Source organism: Vibrio sp. R10-SG3-ISO10, from assembly GCF_059834185.1.
Window position 1 is genome coordinate 385,582 of the sequence record NZ_JCBDHG010000022.1, and the last position, 20,367, is coordinate 405,948.

20 protein-coding genes are annotated in these 20,367 nt (G+C 44.5%); 7 read left to right on the plus strand and 13 right to left on the minus strand.

The features are described from left to right. Nucleotides 1-63: 63 nt before the first annotated feature. The 8 genes from AC6R16_RS15235 to AC6R16_RS15270 all read right to left on the minus strand — a co-directional run bounded on the left by AC6R16_RS15235 (nucleotide 64) and on the right by AC6R16_RS15270 (nucleotide 8,521). Complete coding sequence (locus tag AC6R16_RS15235) at nucleotides 64-534, minus strand: chemotaxis protein CheW (protein WP_494504076.1); 471 nt, start codon at nucleotides 532-534, stop codon at nucleotides 64-66. Next, nucleotides 534-1,094, minus strand: a complete 561-nt coding sequence (locus AC6R16_RS15240) for a chemotaxis protein CheW (protein ID WP_500674916.1) — start codon at nucleotides 1,092-1,094, stop codon at nucleotides 534-536. Before AC6R16_RS15240 ends, AC6R16_RS15235 begins: the two co-directional genes overlap by 1 nt. Nucleotides 1,095-1,103: 9 nt before the next feature. Continuing rightward, nucleotides 1,104-3,188: a chemotaxis protein CheA gene (locus AC6R16_RS15245; protein ID WP_500674917.1), complete on the minus strand. Its 2,085-nt coding sequence runs from the start codon at nucleotides 3,186-3,188 to the stop codon at nucleotides 1,104-1,106. A gap of 42 nt (nucleotides 3,189-3,230) precedes the next feature. Further along, nucleotides 3,231-3,590: a response regulator gene (locus tag AC6R16_RS15250; RefSeq protein WP_500639899.1), complete on the minus strand. Its 360-nt coding sequence runs from the start codon at nucleotides 3,588-3,590 to the stop codon at nucleotides 3,231-3,233. A 2-nt stretch (nucleotides 3,591-3,592) separates the two neighbouring features. Further along, a complete protein-coding gene (locus tag AC6R16_RS15255) occupies nucleotides 3,593-3,877 on the minus strand; it encodes an STAS domain-containing protein (RefSeq protein ID WP_500639900.1) in 285 nt (94 codons plus the stop codon). A 349-nt stretch (nucleotides 3,878-4,226) separates the two neighbouring features. Next, on the minus strand, nucleotides 4,227-6,236 hold the full coding sequence (locus AC6R16_RS15260; protein WP_500674918.1) for a tRNA(Met) cytidine acetyltransferase TmcA: 2,010 nt from the start codon (nucleotides 6,234-6,236) through the stop codon (nucleotides 4,227-4,229). Nucleotides 6,237-6,324: 88 nt separating this feature from the next. Continuing rightward, nucleotides 6,325-7,296 (minus strand): ParB/RepB/Spo0J family partition protein, encoded by a 972-nt coding sequence (locus AC6R16_RS15265; RefSeq protein WP_004746317.1) that lies wholly within the window; start codon nucleotides 7,294-7,296, stop codon nucleotides 6,325-6,327. Between the two features lie 7 nt (nucleotides 7,297-7,303). Next, a complete protein-coding gene (locus AC6R16_RS15270; RefSeq protein ID WP_004746316.1) occupies nucleotides 7,304-8,521 on the minus strand; it encodes a ParA family protein in 1,218 nt (405 codons plus the stop codon). A gap of 1,239 nt (nucleotides 8,522-9,760) precedes the next feature. On the opposite strand from AC6R16_RS15270, the gene AC6R16_RS15275 reads away from it, so the two are divergent. Continuing rightward, nucleotides 9,761-11,731 (plus strand): replication initiator protein RctB domain-containing protein, encoded by a 1,971-nt coding sequence (locus AC6R16_RS15275; protein ID WP_272787769.1) that lies wholly within the window; start codon nucleotides 9,761-9,763, stop codon nucleotides 11,729-11,731. Nucleotides 11,732-12,148: 417 nt separating this feature from the next. Here the strand turns inward: AC6R16_RS15275 and AC6R16_RS15280 are convergent, their stop codons facing one another. Genes AC6R16_RS15280 through AC6R16_RS15290 form a run of 3 tightly spaced genes read right to left on the minus strand, consistent with a single transcriptional unit; the run spans nucleotide 12,149 to nucleotide 14,399 of the window. Further along, nucleotides 12,149-12,625, minus strand: coding sequence for a transcriptional regulator (locus tag AC6R16_RS15280; protein ID WP_500674919.1), 477 nt, complete (start codon nucleotides 12,623-12,625; stop codon nucleotides 12,149-12,151). After that, nucleotides 12,622-13,554 (minus strand): ATP-binding cassette domain-containing protein, encoded by a 933-nt coding sequence (locus AC6R16_RS15285; RefSeq protein ID WP_500674920.1) that lies wholly within the window; start codon nucleotides 13,552-13,554, stop codon nucleotides 12,622-12,624. The genes AC6R16_RS15280 and AC6R16_RS15285 overlap by 4 nt, the downstream gene beginning before the upstream one ends. Then, the gene (locus AC6R16_RS15290) at nucleotides 13,551-14,399 is read right to left on the minus strand and encodes an ABC transporter ATP-binding protein (protein WP_500674921.1); all 849 of its coding nucleotides are present in this window, start codon (nucleotides 14,397-14,399) and stop codon (nucleotides 13,551-13,553) included. Before AC6R16_RS15290 ends, AC6R16_RS15285 begins: the two co-directional genes overlap by 4 nt. A gap of 361 nt (nucleotides 14,400-14,760) precedes the next feature. Between AC6R16_RS15290 and AC6R16_RS15295 the strand changes: the two genes are divergently transcribed. From AC6R16_RS15295 to AC6R16_RS15310, 4 genes are all read left to right on the plus strand, one after another. Continuing rightward, nucleotides 14,761-14,958 (plus strand): PA3496 family putative envelope integrity protein, encoded by a 198-nt coding sequence (locus tag AC6R16_RS15295; protein WP_004746308.1) that lies wholly within the window; start codon nucleotides 14,761-14,763, stop codon nucleotides 14,956-14,958. 163 nt (nucleotides 14,959-15,121) lie between these two features. Then, complete coding sequence (locus AC6R16_RS15300; RefSeq protein WP_038202197.1) at nucleotides 15,122-15,331, plus strand: DUF3283 family protein; 210 nt, start codon at nucleotides 15,122-15,124, stop codon at nucleotides 15,329-15,331. Between the two features lie 92 nt (nucleotides 15,332-15,423). Then, on the plus strand, nucleotides 15,424-16,140 hold the full coding sequence (locus AC6R16_RS15305; RefSeq protein ID WP_008074122.1) for a YebC/PmpR family DNA-binding transcriptional regulator: 717 nt from the start codon (nucleotides 15,424-15,426) through the stop codon (nucleotides 16,138-16,140). 135 nt (nucleotides 16,141-16,275) lie between these two features. After that, nucleotides 16,276-17,508 carry a lysozyme inhibitor LprI family protein gene (locus AC6R16_RS15310; protein ID WP_500674922.1) on the plus strand — a complete coding sequence of 411 codons (1,233 nt, stop codon included), beginning with the start codon at nucleotides 16,276-16,278 and terminating at the stop codon, nucleotides 17,506-17,508. Between the two features lie 57 nt (nucleotides 17,509-17,565). On the opposite strand, the gene AC6R16_RS15315 is transcribed toward AC6R16_RS15310, so the two are convergent. Beyond that, nucleotides 17,566-17,802 (minus strand): DUF2798 domain-containing protein, encoded by a 237-nt coding sequence (locus AC6R16_RS15315; protein ID WP_272251250.1) that lies wholly within the window; start codon nucleotides 17,800-17,802, stop codon nucleotides 17,566-17,568. A gap of 83 nt (nucleotides 17,803-17,885) precedes the next feature. On the opposite strand from AC6R16_RS15315, the gene AC6R16_RS15320 reads away from it, so the two are divergent. Both AC6R16_RS15320 and AC6R16_RS15325 read left to right on the plus strand, forming a co-directional pair. After that, complete coding sequence (locus AC6R16_RS15320) at nucleotides 17,886-18,791, plus strand: LysR family transcriptional regulator (protein ID WP_500674923.1); 906 nt, start codon at nucleotides 17,886-17,888, stop codon at nucleotides 18,789-18,791. A gap of 38 nt (nucleotides 18,792-18,829) precedes the next feature. Further along, nucleotides 18,830-19,561 (plus strand): glucose 1-dehydrogenase, encoded by a 732-nt coding sequence (locus AC6R16_RS15325; protein WP_500674924.1) that lies wholly within the window; start codon nucleotides 18,830-18,832, stop codon nucleotides 19,559-19,561. Between the two features lie 47 nt (nucleotides 19,562-19,608). On the opposite strand, the gene AC6R16_RS15330 is transcribed toward AC6R16_RS15325, so the two are convergent. Continuing rightward, the gene (locus AC6R16_RS15330; protein ID WP_272282232.1) at nucleotides 19,609-20,265 is read right to left on the minus strand and encodes a cupin domain-containing protein; all 657 of its coding nucleotides are present in this window, start codon (nucleotides 20,263-20,265) and stop codon (nucleotides 19,609-19,611) included. Nucleotides 20,266-20,367 lie beyond the last annotated feature (102 nt).

The following is a 20,367-nucleotide window of genomic DNA, read 5'->3' on the forward strand; positions in this document are numbered from 1 at the left end:
CCCTCACTGGTTGCTTCTTCTGACGTGTATTACCAAAACGAATAGACCACACCCGTCTTGGTATTAGGCCCAACTCTCTTCCTCTTGGCTGGGTACAGGAAGCTCGGCAACATCAAAGAGAGCCTCCAAATGAATAAGTATTAAATGCCCGTTAGTCACCGATGCTATGCCGCGCACGTAACTGTGATCGACGCTAGTAGATACATGTGGTGAAGGTTTTATTTGTTCTTCCGTTAACGGGTAAACCTCTGACACTCCGTCGACAATGATGCCAAGCGGGTGTTTATGTGAATCATTTAGCACGATGACTACGGTCGTCGAACTAATCTGTGCCGGAGACAAGCCAAAACGCATTCTTAGATCGACGATAGGAACGTATTCGCCTCGAATCTCTAGCACGCCTTTCATGTACTCTGGAGAATTTGGCACTTCACGAACAGAACTCCAACCGCGAACCTCTCGGACATCCAAAATCGGCACACCATACTCTTCTTCTTCCAAAACGAAGCTGAGAAACTCTTCTGTCATAATCATTATTCAGCCCTCAGAATTCGGTCTATATTGAGCAATTCTTCAGTATCGAGCAGTGACATAACGTGATCGCCCACGTTAATCAAACCTTGTAGGTAAGGCGTTACCTTAGACTCGCCAACCGCTGGATACAGGTCGTTGTCGCCACGACTGACAACATCGCTCACTCCATCAACCACAAGCCCCATTAAGCGATCCTGATCCTCATCACTATAGCGAAGCACAATAACAACGGTTGTAGGGCGGTATTCATTAGATCCGACCGAGAACCTCAACCTAAGGTCAACCACAGGGACAATCATTCCGCGTAAGTTAATCACCCCTCGAACATATTGAGGTGCTCGTGGTATTGGGGTTGGACGCTCCCACACTCGAATCTCTTCCACATCTTTGATTTCTACGCCATACAACTCGTGAGCGAGTTTAAAACTAAGGAAGTCGGCACTTTCGCTGACCTCTCCACTAACATTGTCCAAGAGTACTTCTGCCTGGGCTTCTATGTTCTGCTTCGCAGCATCTGACATGTCATGAATATTGGTTACTTCGCTTGTCACTGCTTCCATGCTCGCTCCTTAAGCTGCCACGCCTTTGTGAGTGGTTTCGGAGGCTCTTTTTAAGAAGTTGGTGATCAGCCCCTGAATATCGAGAATAAGCGATACCGAGCCATCCCCTAAAATGGTCGCACCTGAGATACCCGCGACTTTGCAGTAATTGGACTCCAAGCTCTTGATGACCACCTGCTGCTGATCAAGTAATTCATCAAGTAATAAGCCAACTCGATTACCAGCCGCTTCAACAAAACAGAGAATACGCTGCTCTAAGCCTTCGCTATTGCCCATTTCGAGCTCATCTTGAAGACGAAGAATTGGAATGTTTTCTTCACGGAGGCGATAAAGTTCGATTCCTCCAGAGGCGAGCTTGATGCAGTTGGGATCAATTTGAATCGATTCAACAATCGTAAGGAGTGGGATCACATACACTTCACCACCCACTCTGACTAACTGTCCATCAAGAATGGCAAGGGTTAATGGCAAACTAATCGTAAAGCAACTCCCCGCACCAAGCGCAGATTCCACTTCAATATGCCCACCAAGCTCTTCGATATTTCGGCGCACGACATCCATGCCGACGCCGCGACCGGATATATCCGAAACCTCTTCTGCGGTAGAGAAGCCAGGGGCAAAAATCAGATTCATGATTTGTTTATCGGAATACTCTTCGCGGCGAGACTCCGCAGCAAGTACGCCTTTTTCGAGTGCTTTGTTCCACAGCTTGTCGCAATTTAGGCCCGCACCATCATCCTTAATTTCAATGACAATCGAGCCCCCCTGATGATAGGCGTTGAGCTCAATAGTCCCCATTTCACTCTTACCTGCTTCAAGGCGCTGCTGGGGTTGTTCGATGCCGTGATCGATACCATTTCTAACTAGGTGAACTAAAGGATCGACAATTCGCTCTAGAACGGTTTTGTCTAATTCGGTTTGCTCGCCTTTAATTTGTAGATCCACTTGTTTATCCAATCGACTCGACAAGTCGCGGACAAGGCGTGGAAAACGACTGAAAGCAAAGCTCATCGGTAACATCCGGATATTGAGGACATTTTCTTGTAAGTCTTTGCTGTTCTGCAGCAACTGATCTAAGCCGGTTTTGAGTTTTTCTAGCTTTTCAATGGTGAAGTCGTTACCAATTTCAGTCAGCATAGATTGTGTAATGACGAGCTCACCGACTAAGTTAATCAAGCTATCGACCTTATCGATATCGACGCGAATTGAACTTACATTGGAGTCTGACTTAGCCACCTTAGTCGATTTATTCGGTTCTTTGCTTTGTGCGGTATTCACTACCTCGGGAGTAGCGCTTACCACGCCCTCAGCTTTACTTTGCTGTTTGGCATTTTCGATAAGATCTGAAGACTGTTCTTCTTGCTGCAGTTGCGGTGTTTGCCCAATCTTTAGGTCACACTCATCTTCAACCCATTCGAACACTTCATGGATTTGCGCTTCTTCAACGCTGCTATCTAAACTAGCAGTCCAAGCAAGGAAACACAGCTCGGCTTCAATGTCATCGATTTCTGGAAGTTTTGTTGTATCTACAAAGATCTGACAAGACTCGTCTAACTCTTTCAATTCACGGAGAATACGTAATGGGTCATTGCCACTAAAAAACATTTCAGGGTGAGGAGAGAAGGTGATCTTCCAAGGTTGATTCGAACCCTTGCTACTAGTTGCTGGATTCTGTTCGGATTGAACATCGACTGTCTCTGATGGCGCCTCACTGAGCAACTGTGCTAACTTAACTCCGACTTCTTCTTTTAGCGCGACGTTTACTTCGTTACCCAACTCGTGACCTTCGAGCATGCTGTGAATACAGTCACCACTTTTAAGCAATAGGTCGATCGTTTCAGCGGAAAGTGAACGCTCATTGTTGCGCACCAAATCGAGATAGGCTTCGACGTTGTGGGTAAACTCACTAATATCAAGTAGGTTAAACGTCCCTGCCCCTCCCTTAATCGAGTGGGCTGCACGGAATATGGTGTTGATTGACTCTTCTTCTACCTGAGCCGGGTCTAAGTTAAGTAGTACATCTTCAAGCACTTCAAGATTTTCACGACACTCCTCGTAAAACATCTTGCGCAGCTGTTCCATATCTAAAGCCATATTGTAGCCTCACCAATTGACGTTGCTGTGAGAAGAAACCGTTTAGATTACGCGTTTTAGTGTTTTTAATAACGTATCTGGATTAAACGGTTTCACTAACCAACCTGTTGCTCCCGCTGACTTACCTTGTTGCTTTTTATCTGTACTGGTTTCTGTTGTCAGCATCAGAATTGGGATAAATTTGTATTGTGGTTTTTCGCGCAGCGCCTTCACTAACTCAAAGCCTCCCATATTTGGCATGTTGACATCGGATATCACCACATCAAATTTGGCTGTTGTCACCTTGCTTAACGCATCTCTTCCATCATTTGCAGTTTCAACGTCATACCCTGCGTCGCGCAAAGTGTGACTCACCATCTGACGAATTGAGACGGAATCATCCACAGCTAGAATTTTAGTCATATTTACAGTTCTCCAACTTCGGTGTTCATATCAAAATGATCATCCAGTCCAAGTGTACTAATACCTTCGATCAGTGACGGAGTAGGTTGTACTAATTGAATGTCTATCTGATTGGATTTGGCAGAGAGGAATAATGACGCCAGAGCCTGAATACCAGCAGCATCAACGCGGCTGACATGTGACGCATCTATATTGAGTTGATTGTCTTGAGCAAGCCAAGTTTTGTATTGGGTCGCGGAGTCGAGTACCGTTGAGATATCTAATGACTCAGGTAACAAACATTCCATGTTTTCAACCTTAACTACTTTGTTATTATTCCTAGCCGATATTAAGCATGTTGCTTAAGAATGAGTGTAGGAAGGAATCATTAATTCGCAAGTTGCTTATATACGGAATATGGATGAGTCTTTGTTGATAGATTTAATGTTGCAGGAGATTATCTTTACTTTTTAGATAATTACATAGTGTTGCATTGTTTCAGGAAATTATGATTTTTTTCCAATGGATGAGCCAAGTTCTGATGAACAGCGTTAGGCGTGATTTCAATTTACAGTGTAAAAAAGTAGTTGTTTACACTGTAAATTCTTACTTTTATGGCCGCAGCCAACATTGTTTTACAGTGTAAATTTGGGCAGCTTAATTACCAACGTAACTATTACTAATGATAGAGGTAAGAAGCTGAGCTCTAAACTCCTGTTCTGCCTGCTTACTCCCAGCAAAACCGAACTCTCTAGCGCACCATTGCCAGTCTTTACGTTGAACCACCTTTCGAATGAAAAAGTCACTCATGGTATCCAATACATGCGGCGAGTTCTTCCACCATAGATCGAGCAATGGAACTACGCTGTCAAAGCTCGCTCCCCCGTTGCAATAGTTTTTTATTAGGCTATTCAGTTTAGGCTTTTCAACGGAAGCATTATCTTTTGCGAGTAAACTACGGACAAGTTCAATCTCAAGTTCGCAGTAAGTTTCACTCACAGCATATTGGAAAGAGAGATCAAAATAACCCTCGACTTGATGACCCCAATCAAGGTCACCGCTTAGCATGACGACTGAATAAGTGCCACTCGCCTGCTCTCTCTGGCTGCCTAGCTTAACGGGAAAAAAACCACAGCTACGCCAAAAATGAATCAGTTCCGCAGTGGCACCAAAGCTGGTGGAGTAAAAATCGTAACGACCACTTTGGATAAGTTGCTTGACCATAGCATTGCCGATACCTGCTCTTTGCATACTAGGGTGAACGGCGATGCGCATAATTCGTTGGCTCGACTGCAAAGCGGCCTCAGTCACGCCAAGTTGATTGGCTAATAAACTTGGCACTAAATGTCCTCGTGGGCGGCGCTTACCTAACTGAACTTGCTCAACCAATTCCGGAGATAACCTCCCCTCTTCTACCGTGAGCATGCAACCTAGACATTGGTCATCCTCCAATATCGCATGTAGCTGTATCGCATCATCTTCAAGTAATAGCATTAAGTCATTGGGAGAGGTCTGATAATGAGCATTCACCAATAAAGCAAAACACCTTCTTAGAATCGAAGTTTGAGCGACGAGCTTTCGCTTATCTAACTGGATAAGTTGATTCGACGAAGCTTGCTGTTTCACATCGGCCAAATCAGCATTTAATAGGAACGTATCAAAGAGCCATTGCTCAAGCGGGTCACCCACGCTCCAACGGATGGGTGCATCCAAATGGAAAAACCGAGCACCAGGACGTTGTTGCTTTAGCCATGTTTGGAATTTAACACTAAAGCCTCGGCCACATCCTTCATAGCCATGAATCGTGGTCGAAAAAACAGCGCGATGATGCTGTTCAACCATAGTCTTCAACATGGGAATGGGGATAGCTGACGCTTCATCGACAAACAGACAATCACACGTTTTCTGGCTGCGAAGCAGTTCATCCGGCGCAACAAACTCTAGCACTGATAGCTGAAATTGAAGACGGCCTTTATCAGCAGTTGCTTGAGGTAGCAACCGTTGAGCATGCTCAAAAACTGGCTGAACGGTCGCTAAACTTGGTGCCGTCACCACGATATGGATAGACCGTTCTTGCATCAGTTTCGCGGCAGCAATACCCAAAGCACTGCTTTTTCCTCTGCCACGATCAGCGGTCATCACTAGAGGACGCTTGCGATGCCCTTCAACGACTTTAAGGATTTTCTCAATAGCCTGGTTTTGCTGTTCAAACTTTTCATGAGCTTGGTTTTCACTGCACGGAGGCATGGATAACTTGCCGTCCTCTTCAACCACAATGAGATTGTGAAAAGCATTGTTTAACCATGTTTGGGCAAGCGTTGGGCTGCTGGTTTTCTCAGGTAGAATGATCACCAGCCCACCACCTTTCACACAGCCTGTTGCAGCAGTAAAGCTATTAGCGTCAAACCCTTCCCGGAAATCACAGCACAACAATAGGCATTCTTGCCCTAAGAGCTGATGACCCTTCTTGAAGCCGACTTGTTTTTCCACCTCATCATTACAATCGCCCCCAAGCAAGAAAACATCTTTACCAGCAACCAAAGAAAAAAGAGTATCGAGGCATTGCTTCTGCCAATGCTCACTACCTTGTAACACAACACCATAGCGATGGTTAGACTTAGCGGACAACGCGAGCAAGCTGGAAAAATAGTCTTTGATTGCAGTCATAAACTCATAAGCACGATAGGATTGGAGTTAGCGATATTATGGCATAAAAAAAGCCGCAAATAGCGGCTTAATAAATGAGTGTGATGACTTAGTGTAGCTTCTTCGCAACTAGGTCTAGTAACTCTTGCATCAAAGCGTCATCAACTTTTTTCAAGTTTAACGTCAAGTTGCTGCCTTTGCGGGTATAGCTAGCGCGACCCTTCACTAACTCTGTTTTAGCCACGGCGGATTTCTTAGTTGGTGATAGCTCTTCAATCCAAGCTTCGATGGTTTCTGTCACTTCTTTAGTGATTCGAGCCACCCCTTGAGATTGAGTACGCTGCCAAACAAAACCTTCATCTGAGCTGCACTTATTGAGAAGTTTGCTCTGCTTATCTGACTCCAAAGCATTAAATTGCTTATGCAGTTTAACGATTGTTGGGCGGCCCAGCTCAGCCACATTTGGGTAAGCTTGTAGAAGTTCAAGCGGAAGATCAGCAGCTTTGAGTGCGCCACTCACTAGTGCTTCACTGCACTGGAACATCTTGGCTAAAGCTTTTTGGTCTTCAGCTTCCCCACTTTCCAGTTTAGCTAGCATCTCGCGACCTTTCTCATACAAAGACAAAGGTTTATGAGCGTTCGCGACGTCAGACAAGAACTTAGCGTGTTCAGTGCTAATATTCTCTCCGACATAAATCATGAACTCTTTGTCTGCAAGAATACAAGACATGCGACGGCGACTACCATCCAGGACTTCAATCTTGCCATCTTCACGTCGACGACCGACTGCTGGATATTGCTGACCACGCTCTTTCAACGTAACCAATACATCTGATAACGCATGTTCGTTTAAAAACGACTGCTCACGAGCGTTTTCTGCAAATACAACCGTTGACTCACCTATTTTTTCAGCAGGGATACGCACTAATTCGAATTGAACTTTCTCTTCACCAGCAACGGCAAGTTCAATCACCTGAGCTTGTTCTTTCGCCGCTTGTTGCGCTTCTTGCGGTGTAGTGACATGACGCTTATTCGCCTTGCCAAATAATCTCGCGTTTAAATCTGAAGTTTTAATTGCCATTTTCTAATTACCCCTGATTTAATGATGACCAATGACTATGCAGAACTCGTTCAAGTTCTAATGCACTTTTCTGTACCGCATCTTGCGCAGTCGCTAGGGTCTTCTTACCCCCTTCAAAGTCGCCTGTCGTCAAGTCAAATACCGTGCTGTAGGTATCAGCACATGTTTCAAAAGCGCGACTGCGAGGAATAGTCGCCATCGTTACTTGATCACCTAATAAATAATTCATTTCGGTTAATACTGCGACCTGCTTTTTGTTGTCATCTTCAAACATAGTCGGCATCAGACGAACAAACTCAAGACCCTGCCAATCTTCTGGGAACATTTCGTACACGGTTGGCAAATGCTGGAAGAAGTTAACCGTTGATGCCCAGTCCAAACGCTTCGCAGCACACGGAATCAGTAGCGCATTTGAGGCGTACATAGCGTTCCATACCAGTGGATCGACGTGTGGGCCAGTATCAATCATGATGACATCGAAGTCGTCAGCAATCTGATCGATCAGTTTTTCCTTCAGCAGCTTCACGATATCCAAAGACTGATTCTGCGATAAGTGTTGCCACGCTTCAGCGTTAAACATCGCGTCTTCAGGGAAAGCAGAAACCGTCTTTAAGTTTGGATACTGTGTGGGCAGCAGGACATTTTTATGTAGGAACTCGTTATCGACTTCCACCCCTTCTGGCACATTATCCAACATGATATCAACGGCTGAATAGATGTTGTCGTGGTCGGTCAGACTAATTTGTGGGTTTAAGAATAGACGTAGCGACCCTTGAGGATCTAAATCGATAAGACAAATACGGTAACGCTTATCTAAATTCAGCGCTAAGCAAGCCGCAAGGTGTACCGCTGTCATCGACTTACCTGTACCACCCTTTTGGTTTTGTACGTTGATGATCCATGGCTTATTGTCACCATTCTTCTTACGCTCATGAAACTTAGGGATGCCCGCCGCATCCATCAACATATGCGCTTCTTGCAAAGAGATTGAATAATGGTTGGCATTATTCTTAGTGAATTGGTGGCCAGACTCTTCAAGCTTGCTAATTGCATCATCCAATTTACGTCGAGTTAAGCCCGAACGCGTTTCCATCAACGCTTTCGACATTGGAGGAAAATGCTCATCGCTGCGTTCTTCCAAAACTATTTCGATACGATCAGCTTGAACCTGAGCAGTTTTTTCTGCTAGCTGAATGAGACTCTCAATCGTATGTTCTCGTTTCATTTGCCAAATTCCGTTAGTAGTGACCTGATGATTATTGTACAGCACTTTGCATAATATACAATAAAAAGGTGAACATACAATTATAGATATCAATCACATTAAATAGAAATACGACATGTATTTTAAAGTCAAAGAGCAAAAACAGGTCAAATCATTGTTAAAAAGTTCTTTATAACAACCTTAAAGTCTAACAACAATAAAAGTGTTACAGCATCACTTATTTACAATGTAAAAATAATAGTAAATGCATCTAATCAGCTACCTCTCCGGAACGATTAAGAATTAGCTCTATTTTACGGTTGGTGCAATTTTGACTTAAGTCGCGCAGCAAAATGAAAAAGCCTCCACCCAAGTAGCCAAATTCGTTCATGCTAGAAATACACCGCGCTAGAACTTTACTGGAACAATGATCAAGGAAGGCATGGTGATCATGCTTTCGGCAAGTTTTGATGTTTAGGGAACGATGATCAAGGAATTTTCAGCTCAGAAACAAGGCGACTCTAGATCCTAAACAAATGATCAAAGATCGGAACAATGATCAAGTAACACTCACCACCGGAAGCATGAAAAAATGCAACCGAATTACGGAAGAATGCAGATGGACTAAGAGATAAGAGCCAATACGGTATTGCGAGAGCAAATTGTTGAACTACAACTAAACAAATTCAGGAACGATGTAACTTGCTTGATCATGCTTTCGAAACAATGAAGACTAGCGATAAAAGCACATCAAAATAGACGACTTGTCGTTCAACTACAGATATTGTTCAGATAACAATCAATATCCGTTGTTACATCCGTCTTCCTTGATCATCGTTTCGGAAGTTAGGCCAGGAAAAAGAGAAGGTTTCGTCGTCAATCTCAAACAGTTATTCTTGGTCCTGTGGATAAAGTGTGTAGGGCTGATGATCATGCTTTCATAGGCACGTTGATCATAGATTCGAATTAATGATGATCATCGTTCTAGTAATATTTGATCATGCTTTCAAAGACTTATTGATCATGCTTTCGGGTTTATCATGATCATGCTTTCCAAAGGTTAAAAAAAAATCTCTTTATGTACATGCACTTACAGACACCAGAACGCCCGGATCAATAGATCATATAATCAATTAAGATCAGATTAATCAAAAAGATCAGTTATTTAAAAGCAATAATTTTTTCTTTATTTATGATCTTTTTTTCTTTATTCTTTCGGAACTATAGCGATATTACGGCTAGTGTGACACGGATCTAATAATGAGCTCAGACGAAAAACTACTGATCAAAGCGCCAAGAAGCCACAAAGATGGACACTTATTTGAAGTATCTGAAGTTGCTGTTAATTGGATAGAACAGTACCAACACTTCAAAGGCGTTACGAAAAGTATCGTCGAACTTCTTAATCTCATTTCCCTAAGAGGTTTTAGTAGCAAAGATGGATTAGTTTCTACAACTGAACTGATTGATGCCACTGATGGTCAAGTAACCCGCGCAGCTATCCAGCAAAGGTTACGCGCAGCCGTCAATATTGGTCTTTTTCAGCAAGTTCCTGTTCGATTTGAAGAAGGTCTGGCTGGTAAAACCATGCTGCACCGTTTCGTGAACCCCAATCAGCTAATCTCCGTTTTAGGTGCAACGAGTCTGGTTACAGAGTCTGTTAAACAAACCGAGAAACAGAAACGCTCAAAAGCTTTGGCGCAAACTCAAGTCAATAAACGATTATTGAATGAGCACGGGCTAAACACGCCACCAGCAATGAAAGATGAAGCAGATCAGTTTGTTGTCTCACCAACCAACTGGGCTGGTATCATAGATCAAGCTTTAGCGCCGCCACGTACGCGTAAAAGCTATCAAAAAAGTATGGTGTCGATCTCGGGAACACGTGCTGTGATCGAAACACGATCATCTAAAAATATAATGACCGTCGATGATCTCATGACCTTATTCGCGCTGTTCACTTTGACTGTGCAATATCATGAGCATCACCAACATCAGTACCAGTTGGATGGTACTCATGTACCGAATAAAACTCCGCTGTACATCACCGATATTCTATCTCTGCGTGGGAAAAAAGACAGTGGTCCGGCCCGTGATTCTATTCGTGACAGTATTGATCGAATTGAGTTCACTGACTTTCAGTTGCACGAGCTTACTGGTCGATGGCTTAGCGAGAACATGCCAGAAGGCTTCAAGAGCGATCGTTTTAGATTTTTAGCCCGTACCATTACTGCATCGGAAGAAGCCCCTACAGAGGGCGCTGACGGCGAAATACGCATTAAACCAAACCTATACATCCTAGTATGGGAACCATCGTTCTACGAAGAACTGCTTACGCGTGATTATTTCTTCTTGTTTCCGCCTGAAATCCTGAAGCAGCATACTTTAGTGTTTCAGCTGTACAGCTACTTCCGAAGTCGTATGTCGCGTCGTCATTCAGACGTGATGTTACTGAGTGAGTTGAACCAGAAACTGGCGCGAAATATTGAATGGCGTCGCTTCTCGATGGATCTGATCCGCGAGTTGAAGAGACTGGCTGAAGACAAGGGCACCGAAGATCTATTTCTGGTCAACCTTTGGGGTTACCACTTAACGATCTCGGCAATGATCGAAAATGGTAAAGTCAAAGATTATCAGTTTGATATTAAGTGTGATGCCGAAGAAGTGTTGCGTTACTCGCGCGCTCGAACCACCAACGCGGGTAAGCGTAATATGGCTCCAACCTTGCCAAACCCGCTTCGTAACGAAATGGTGTCAAAACAGCAGCTTGAAGAGATGTCTCAGATCATCGATGGTGAATTTGAGCCAATCCAACGCAAAGAGCGTTCACCGCGCGGTAAGTTAGGCCGTCGTGTTAAGCAACGTAAGCACCTGGTTGAGATCAATGCGGATGAAATTACCATTACTCTATCCAAATATACCTCCTCAGAGGCTCTAGAACGCTCTATATCGGCTCTAGCCGCTATGACAGGGCATTCCCATAGCTCAATCCAAGAAGAGTGTCTGGAGCTGATTGACAAGCTTGATTACCTACGAGTCGGCCAAGAAGCGATTCCTTACGAGACACTCAGCAAAATGGTAGAGCTATACAATGGTCAAAGTGAGAACAAGCATTTGTCTATTGAGCGCTTAATTGCAGGTTTGGCTGTGCGTCGTAAAGTATGTAAACAAGTTTTTGAAGGTCACTTAGACGAAACTGTGTTCCGAGCGCTAGATGAGGTGGCTGTTTAAGCCATCAAATAGGGCAAGATACGAAGCCAGCGATTCAAACGCTGGCTTTTTTGTGTTTATTTACTCTGATATACACCTTGTTACATTCTTTGCGCTATTAAACAGAGCTACTACATTCCCCTGACAGTGCACTGACATTGACTCAGGAGCAGTTGGATAATATTTATCCCGAATAGACAACCTTTTGTCCTTTCTGATGAATGAGGGATAGGATTATCCCTGATAGATTGGCTCATATTGTTACATTCATTCTGAATATTTTGCGAGTTCTCCGAGCTCGCTTTTTTTTGCCTAAAATTCAGCAGATTACCTGATTATTGCGAAACGATGATCAAGGTAACTCCCCTTGATCATCTTTCCGTTATTGTATTGAGCCTATCCTGTAAAGCAGGTTTCACTGAATAACACAGTGAACGTCTAGTGCTTTAAACTCGATAAGCCTTGATCATTGTTCCGCGGTTCATTCCAAGCATGGGCTGCCATAAACTGAACATGGGCATCGATCAATTGATGAGACTCTTCCTGCCAGCTGCAATGACTTTGTTGATTGCAGAACTCCAAGCTTAATACTGTCAGGTGCTGCATACGCTTCATACACCAATCTTTCAGTTCTAGCTCACTGGCCGGATTCGAAACCACATTTTGCAGTCTGCTATAGGCCAGCTGTAAAAATTGGTACGCTTTATCAGGTTCGTCGTAACGAGCATGATTAAAGATACGCAGGCAACCATCTAACCAACAGGCAATCGCCTTACTCTGTTGATCAGAAATTAACGGCCCCCAAATTTGCTCTGGAGGTGACAGGATCAATGATTCAAGATTATTCCCTTGATCATGCTTTCGGTGTTGATACCAGATCCCGATCTGTTCTACCCACGTATCTAATTGACTCATGCTGCCTTAACCCAATGTTTTACAAAGTGATTTCGTCCGACTCGATCAAACCCTTCTTTAACAATCGCACTTTGCTCACGGATCTGATCGGCATCTAAAGAATAGTTTGGTTCATTTTCCACTAATTGACCAAATGGCAGATCTGGATCGGGTACCGCAGAGATCAGTAGCTTAGTGTAAGGATGTTGCGGATCGGTTAAGATCGCTTGAGTATCACCCCATTCAACAATCTGCCCCTTGTACATAACCGCCGTTTCTTCGGCAATGTAGTGCGCGGTCGCAAGGTCGTGGGTAATGTACAAAAAGCCAATACCTAGCTCTTTCTTCATTCGTTGCATCAGGTTGAGGACACCAAGACGAATAGAGACATCTAGCATAGAGGTCGGCTCATCAGCAAGTATTACCTCAGCGCCCACTGCGAGTGCTCTTGCCAGATTCACCCTTTGTCTTTGGCCGCCGCTTAGCTCATGTGGGTACTTGTCTAATGTATCAGGAGCCAGTTCCACTAACTCGATCAGCTCCTTCAGCCTAGCGGGAATATCGGCTTTGTTTGCCACTTGTTTGTGTATCTTCAGTGGACGAGTTAAATGGTGCTCAATGGTTTGGGTTGGATTTAACGAGCCAAATGGGTCTTGAAACACCATTTGCACCTTGCTGCGATAATCTAGCAGCTCTTTCTTACTGGTGATTTCATCGATGTTCTTACCGTTAAACAGGATCTCGCCAGATGTGGTTGGGTAAACCTTGGTGATCAAGCGTGCGCAAGTACTCTTACCGCAGCCAGATTCTCCAACTAGCGCTAAGGTACGGCCTTTATGCAGGTTGAGGGTTATCCCTTGCAGGGCTTTAAATCGCTCAATAGACGCAAATCCTCCGCCAATAGTGAACTCTTTAACCACATTGTTAAGTTGAATGATGGGTTGGCTCATGCGAGGGCTCCTTGCTGTTGATGTTTACCTTCGTGAATGTTCGGGAATGAAGCCCATAGCTTTTGTGTATATGGGTGCTGAGGGTTGTTGCGAATTTGCTTAGACTGATTGACCTCGACAATTTCGCCATGACGCATGATGGCAATGCGATCGCACAATTGGCTCATCAGAGCTAAATCGTGGGTAATAAACAGAACCGAGAATCCAAACTCTTCACGTAGCTGATAGATTTGCTGCAATATTTCACGCTGGACCACCACATCGAGTGCTGTAGTCGGCTCATCCATAATGATTAGCTTTGGATTGAGCGATAGAGCAATCGCGATAACCAGGCGTTGTCTCATACCACCACTGAACTGGTGAGGGTACTCAGTGAGTCGCTCTCGGGGAATGTTGACTAAATCAAGTAGCTTTTCCGCGCGATCTTTGGCTTGTTCCTCACTCATGCCTCTATGGTGGCGCAGTACATCGGCAAATTGCTCTTGAATTGGCAACACGGGATTAAGTGAGTTCATGGCACTTTGAAAGACCATAGCAATTTCGCTCCAGCGGATAGCACCGAGCTCTTTATCGGATAGCCTAAGTAGGTCTTGCCCCTCGAAATGAATTTCACCGCCAGAGATAAACGCAGGTGGCTTATGTAGACGATTTATTGCAAAAGCGATGGTGCTTTTACCACAACCTGATTCGCCGGCAAGGCCAAATATTTCACCTTTACCAATGTCAAAACTGACTGACTTCACCGCGTTGAAGTCGCCCGTGTCGGTAATGTAGTCGACACATAAATCCCGAATCTTGATGATCGGGTCTGCATGATAGGCATGCGTGCTGGTTAGTTTACTCATAATCTTACTCAAAAACACAAAAGATAATGATTATCATTAACTCTTATTTTTTGAGTGAAAAGAAGTACGATTGAAAACAGTGAAGTGACTCGAAAAATGCGCTCAGAATGTGTTCAGTACTGGGGGGCTAGAGAAGAAAACGCTGAAGAAAAAATGAGACCCGGATCGCCTTCATTTCTGTAGGGGTAATCCTTTAAATGTACTGTGCGACAACGGCCGGCGCAAAACTTATTTATACAAAAAACAGTAAGAGTTTCTGAACTATTAGCACAATCACATTATGAGACTAAAATTCTTAACAAGGGGCGAGTGGTTTTGCTACAGATTACCTGTCCCTAGCATGGTTTGTTCGGAGGTTATTATGTCCATTAATTCTATTGACCATGATGAAATGAGTAAAATTGCTGGCAAGTGGGACTTCACGGAAGAAGTAGAGTCACAAAAGCCGACTAAGGGTGCCAAATCTGCCGAAGCTCGTCGTCGTATCGAAGCATTAAAAGAGATTCGTGAGAGTGGGTTAACTATCGAAGAGGCAAAGGAACTAGGCATTCTGCACTAGTTGTGACACACATATGCGATTACCTAAGGGGGGCACAGGAAAGCCCCCCTTTGTTTTTGAGAGTTTTTTGATCTAACCCTTCACTCCCTCTGCAATTCCTCGCTACATTCGCGTTGGGTGTGGTATATTCCCTCCCCATATTTTTACAGATTTAAATTTTGCTATGTCGATAAACCTGTCAACTCTCCCTGCAAGCGAAAAAAACAAGATTGAACTTGATAAGCAAGCCTCATTTTTGGTTTGGAAGCTTCGTGAAGCGAAAGCTGTGCCTGATGAGATTGATCAGGAGGCAGCCAAAATTGCCGATGAAGAAGAAAAGGCTTCATTCCTAGAGTCTGTAGCTAAATATAAGCGAGTAATGGGCGTCGCGTAACGTAACCATTTCCTCTGCAAGGCGAGAAATTGAAATGTGCTCGCTTTTTGCTAAAATCCTTCGCGTTAAATTGAATTAGAGAGAACATCCCGATGGGAAGAAGTTTTGAAGTGCGCAAAGCCTCAATGGCTAAAACTGCTGGCGCAAAAATTAAAGTTTATTCCAAATACGGTAAAGAAATTTACATGTGCGCGAAAAATGGCGGTGCAGACCCAGACATGAACTTGTCTCTTAAGCACCTGATCGCAAAAGCGAAAAAAGACCAAGTTCCTGCACACGTTATCGACAAAGCGATCGATAAAGCAAACGGTGGTGGCGGTGAAGACTACGTTCCTGCGCGCTACGAAGGCTTTGGTCCTGGCGGCACAAGCGTCATCGTTGATTGTCTAACTGACAACGGTAACCGTACTTTCCAAGATGTACGCCAGTGTTTCGTTAAAACAGGTGCGAAAATTGGTGTTGAAGGTTCTGTTTCACACATGTTTGATCACCAAGCAGTATTCCAGTTCAAAGGCGATGATGATGAAATCATTCTAGAAACGCTGATGATGGAAGACGTAGACGTAACTGACGTTGAACTTGAAGATGGCGTGATTACGGTTTTCGCTCCTCACACTGAGTTCTTCAAAACTAAGACTGCTCTAAACGGTGCGTTCCCAGACCTGACTCTTGATGTAGAAGAGATCACTTTCGTACCTCAAACTCACACGCCAGTTGCGGGTGAAGATGCAGAGAAATTCCAGAAGTTCTTAGACCTTCTTGATGACTGTGATGACGTTCAGCAGGTTTACCACAACGCTGAGCTGTAATCGTTAAGCGCTGCAAATCAGATAAACTAAAAAGGGATCGATTCGATCCCTTTTTTTGTTTTCGCGTGTTAAAAATAGGGCTGATACCAAACTCGAAAGAGCAATCATTCTGCTCACTCTGTTATTGAAGGACCAATGATGAATAAATTTATTCCGATTGTACTGGGTTGTAGTTTGGCGTTTTCCGCTGCTTCTACTGAGCTGGATCTCGTGACGCAAGCGCAGCAGCTCTACGAAGCAGGCGATACGAAACAAGCGCAGATTTTGTTTACTCAGGCGGCTGAGCAGGGCAATGCTGAAGCGCACTTTAGACTTGCTTACCAATACACTTTAACGGATGAACAGAGTGTCTACCATTTGCAGCAAGCCGCGGTGCAAGGCCATCAAGAGGCTTTAGAATACTATCTAGATAAGGTCTTTTTCCGCGCGGGCAGTATTAGAATGTCTGACCCTAAAAGCGCACTAGAGACTTACTATAAAGCCAAACAGACAAATCCTAGTTTGTCTCTCTATGACGAACAAGAAAAGGTGCAAGTACTGACCTACGCTGCCGAAGTCCCCGAGCGTGACCCTGATGCGTTCTTTAAAACTTATCAGGTAGAGGATGAAGATGGAGATTGGCCCTTCTACGATGTATGGGAGTTAGCTGAACAAGCTTCAAAAGAAGGTGGTAAGTTTGGTAATCCCGATCCAGAGCTGGTGTTTTGGTTGATCACGCGTGGTGGTGATGTACCTGCAGAGCTGTCATTCGCGGTGACCGATTACTATAAACATTGGAAAAATGATCAAGTGGTGCCTTTTAACCTTTGTCATTACGTGACCAGTGGCGCGGGTGCTGGGTATTGCGCTGATAGGGATGCCGTAGAGCAGGAGAAACGTCGCCAAAGTGAGCTTTCAGCGTTAACTGAAAAACTGCCTGGGGAGAGCCTAGCTCTGTTGAATCTCGCCTATAAAGAGATGGAAGATTATGTCACGCTCAAAGCGCAGCAAGAAGAAATGCATGGTGGGACTGGGCGTACTGCTTGGATAATAGACTCGATTCAATCGCAGAAGGATCTTTACCTTTCAACGCTAGATAAAGCCATTCAAGGTGATATAGAGGCCGTTTCCACGCCACTCAGTGAAACAGATAGCCAATTAAATACGACGTACAAAAAGCTAATGAGTGCGCTTAAACTGCCATCTGAAGACTATGCGATGCCAAAACCACAAGCTGACGATGTAAGAGAAGTGCAAAGACAGTGGATTAAACATCGTGATGCGACATGTCGCTTGATTGCCTCAGTCGAGCCACAGTTAAAAGAGCAATGCCTCAACTGGATAACGGCTCAACGAGAGCAAGAGTTGCAAGGTATTATCACGCCATAATGGCACCAACAAATATGACAAGGGGACATGAGGTCCCCTTTTTGTTTTTTAAACGCTTTAAGCCTGCGAGACTGCGCTTGTGCTAGCTAACCAGTTAGACAACTTTCTAATTTGCGGTAAGACAGTCAAGTTAAGTGTTAGCGCTGCCGGCCATGCCAGAAGAAAGCTATCTAACCAAATTGCTGGCCACTCGCTACTAAAACCCAATTTATAGCCAGAAATTAATCCCGACATAATGATGGCCATGGTCAAAGACGAAAGCAGGGCGGAAATCCAAAAATGTTTGCGGCTCATAAATTCTCCTCTTCTTGTTGTTGTTCTGATGTATTTAAGGATATAACTATCCAATAGTGAAAAAAATAAGCAGGTATAGAAGTATGAATTCCATATTTGGAAACATGGATGATCTCTATTTGTTTTGTAGTGTGGTGGAAGAAGGCTCTTTGCTGTCGGCTTCTAAAAAGCTTCAGCTTCCGGTTTCGACCATGTCACGCCGCTTATCTGCGCTTGAACAGCGCCTCAACACGCGGTTATTGGAAAAGAAGGGCAGAGAGCTGGTTGCAACACAAAGTGGCTCAGAAGCCTTTGAGTTGCTTAGAAGTGGAATGGAATCGGTTGAGTCTGGCTTCGGGCAAATGCTATCTGATACACAGGAAGTGTCAGGCAAGATAAAGCTCGCTATTCCACACAACTTTTATCGAGCCTTTGTGGGGGAGGTGGTCGAGCAGTTTTTGGCTGATTATCCCAAAGTATCGCTCGACTTGGTGCTTAGCCAAGAGCAAGCAGTACCACAGACTGACCGAGATTTGCTGATCACTTTCGACTTGGCAGAGATGAATGAGATGATCGCCAGACCTTTATTTAAAGCTCGCCATGCCTTTTTTGCCAGTCCTGAGTACTTAACCAAAGTAGGGGAGGTTAACGATCTTGCTTTTTTGAGTCAGCTTGACTGGGTCAGCGTTGATCATGCACTAGACATTTCCGTGTATGAGCAAGAGCATCTGGTTGATGTGATGAGTGTGAAACCTAAGCTGATCGTGAATGATATTTTGGCGGTATGTGGCGCTGTAGAGAAAGGTTTAGGCGTGGCGTCGTTGCCTTTCAGACATGTGCATAAAGGGATGAACTTAGTTAGGGTGCTGCCTCAGTATCAACGCAGTGTTAGACAAGCCTACTTGGTTTATAAGCAAAGGCGTTACCAACCTAAGGCGCTGAGTTTGTTGGTAGAGCGCTTAATGGCTGGCGTAGAGAAGATGCAAGAGCCAACGGATTTTACACTGTAAAGTCACCTCAATTGGAATTGAAGAGTAAAGGAAATCAAATGGATAAAGTGGTTATTGTAACGGGAGCGGGGAGGGGAATTGGCGCTGAAACCGCAAAACTTCTTGCAAGCCAAGGCTATGCCGTCGCGGTCAATTATCTTAAAAACCACCAGCGCGCTGATGAAGTGGTTGACCAGATCGTTTCTGCGGGCGGAGAGGCATTCGTGATTCAGGCTGATGTCTCAGACCAAGAGCAAGTTGAAGCTATGTTTGCCCAAGTTATCCAGCGCTATGGCACGGTCACTCATTTGGTGAACAATGCAGGAATTCTGTTTACTCAATCAACCTTGAGCGAGATTGACCTAGAACGATTCAAGAAGGTAATGGATGCCAATGTCATAAGTTGCTTTTTGTGCTGTAAGGCGTTTATCAATCAACTTGATAGTAATGGCTCTATCGTAAATGTCTCTTCTGCTGCGTCAAGAACAGGAGCGCCATTTGAATATGTAGACTACGCAGCCTCTAAAGGCGCGATGGACTCGTTAACCAAAGGGCTGTCACTTGAGCTTGCGTCGCGAAATATCCGTGTTAATGGTGTCAGGCCAGGTTGTATTTACACTGAGATGCATGCCGATGGGGGGGAGCCAGGACGCGTAGATAGGCTTGGGCCACAACTTCCGTTGGGACGCGGAGGAACGGCATTAGAAGTGGCGAACTCAATTGCTTGGCTACTGTCTGATGAAGCGTCGTTCGTCACCGGCTCTTTTATTGATATAGCGGGTGGTCGATGATTGCTTTTTAACAAGGGCATTCGCTAAGCCGATGCCCTTACATTGAGTTAAACCACCAGTGGCAAATGGCCTGTCTTCACTAGGATCACGGTTTCTTGTTCGACGTAAGGAAAGTGCTCACTCATATGCGGACTGCGTATCCAACAGCCCTTTGGATACTGCCCGTGCTCATCGGAGAATTTGCCACTGAGCACAAGGATTTCTTCACCACCAAAATGCTTATGTGGTTGAAACCTTTCTCCGGCTGGCCATTTAACTAAGGCAACATGCTCATGCTCAAAGTCATGTAGGGGCATCACTTCAAGGCCACCAATCCCCGCAAGCCATTGCTGTCTGTTTGTATTGACTCGAACTGTCGCACTATCGCGTGCATCAAATTGATTTAGTTTGACTAAGATAACGCAGCCTTTGTCGCTAAATGGAGCGTGGCTACTGCCCGGAGGGTTACGTAAATAAGTCCCTGCTGGGTAATCGCCATTTTCATCGGAGAACACCCCCTCTAATACAAAGATCTCTTCACCCATTGGGTGAGGGTGGGTTTTAAACTGAGAGCCTGCTTCATAGCGCACGATACTTGTCGTATGGCCTGATTCTGCTTCCTCACGTTCGAGTGGTTTACGCCAAACACCTTGGGCAGGGCTGGCGATCCAAGGCATAGACTGAGTATCAATCACGACTCGCTCAGCAAAATTCATATTGAGCATACTTTTCTCCTTCCCGTTACTTGCTCAATTGAAGGCAGTGTTATCGGCATCAAGTAATGGGATTATTTAGATAAGAATAATCCAGTTTCTTATCGTTTTGGT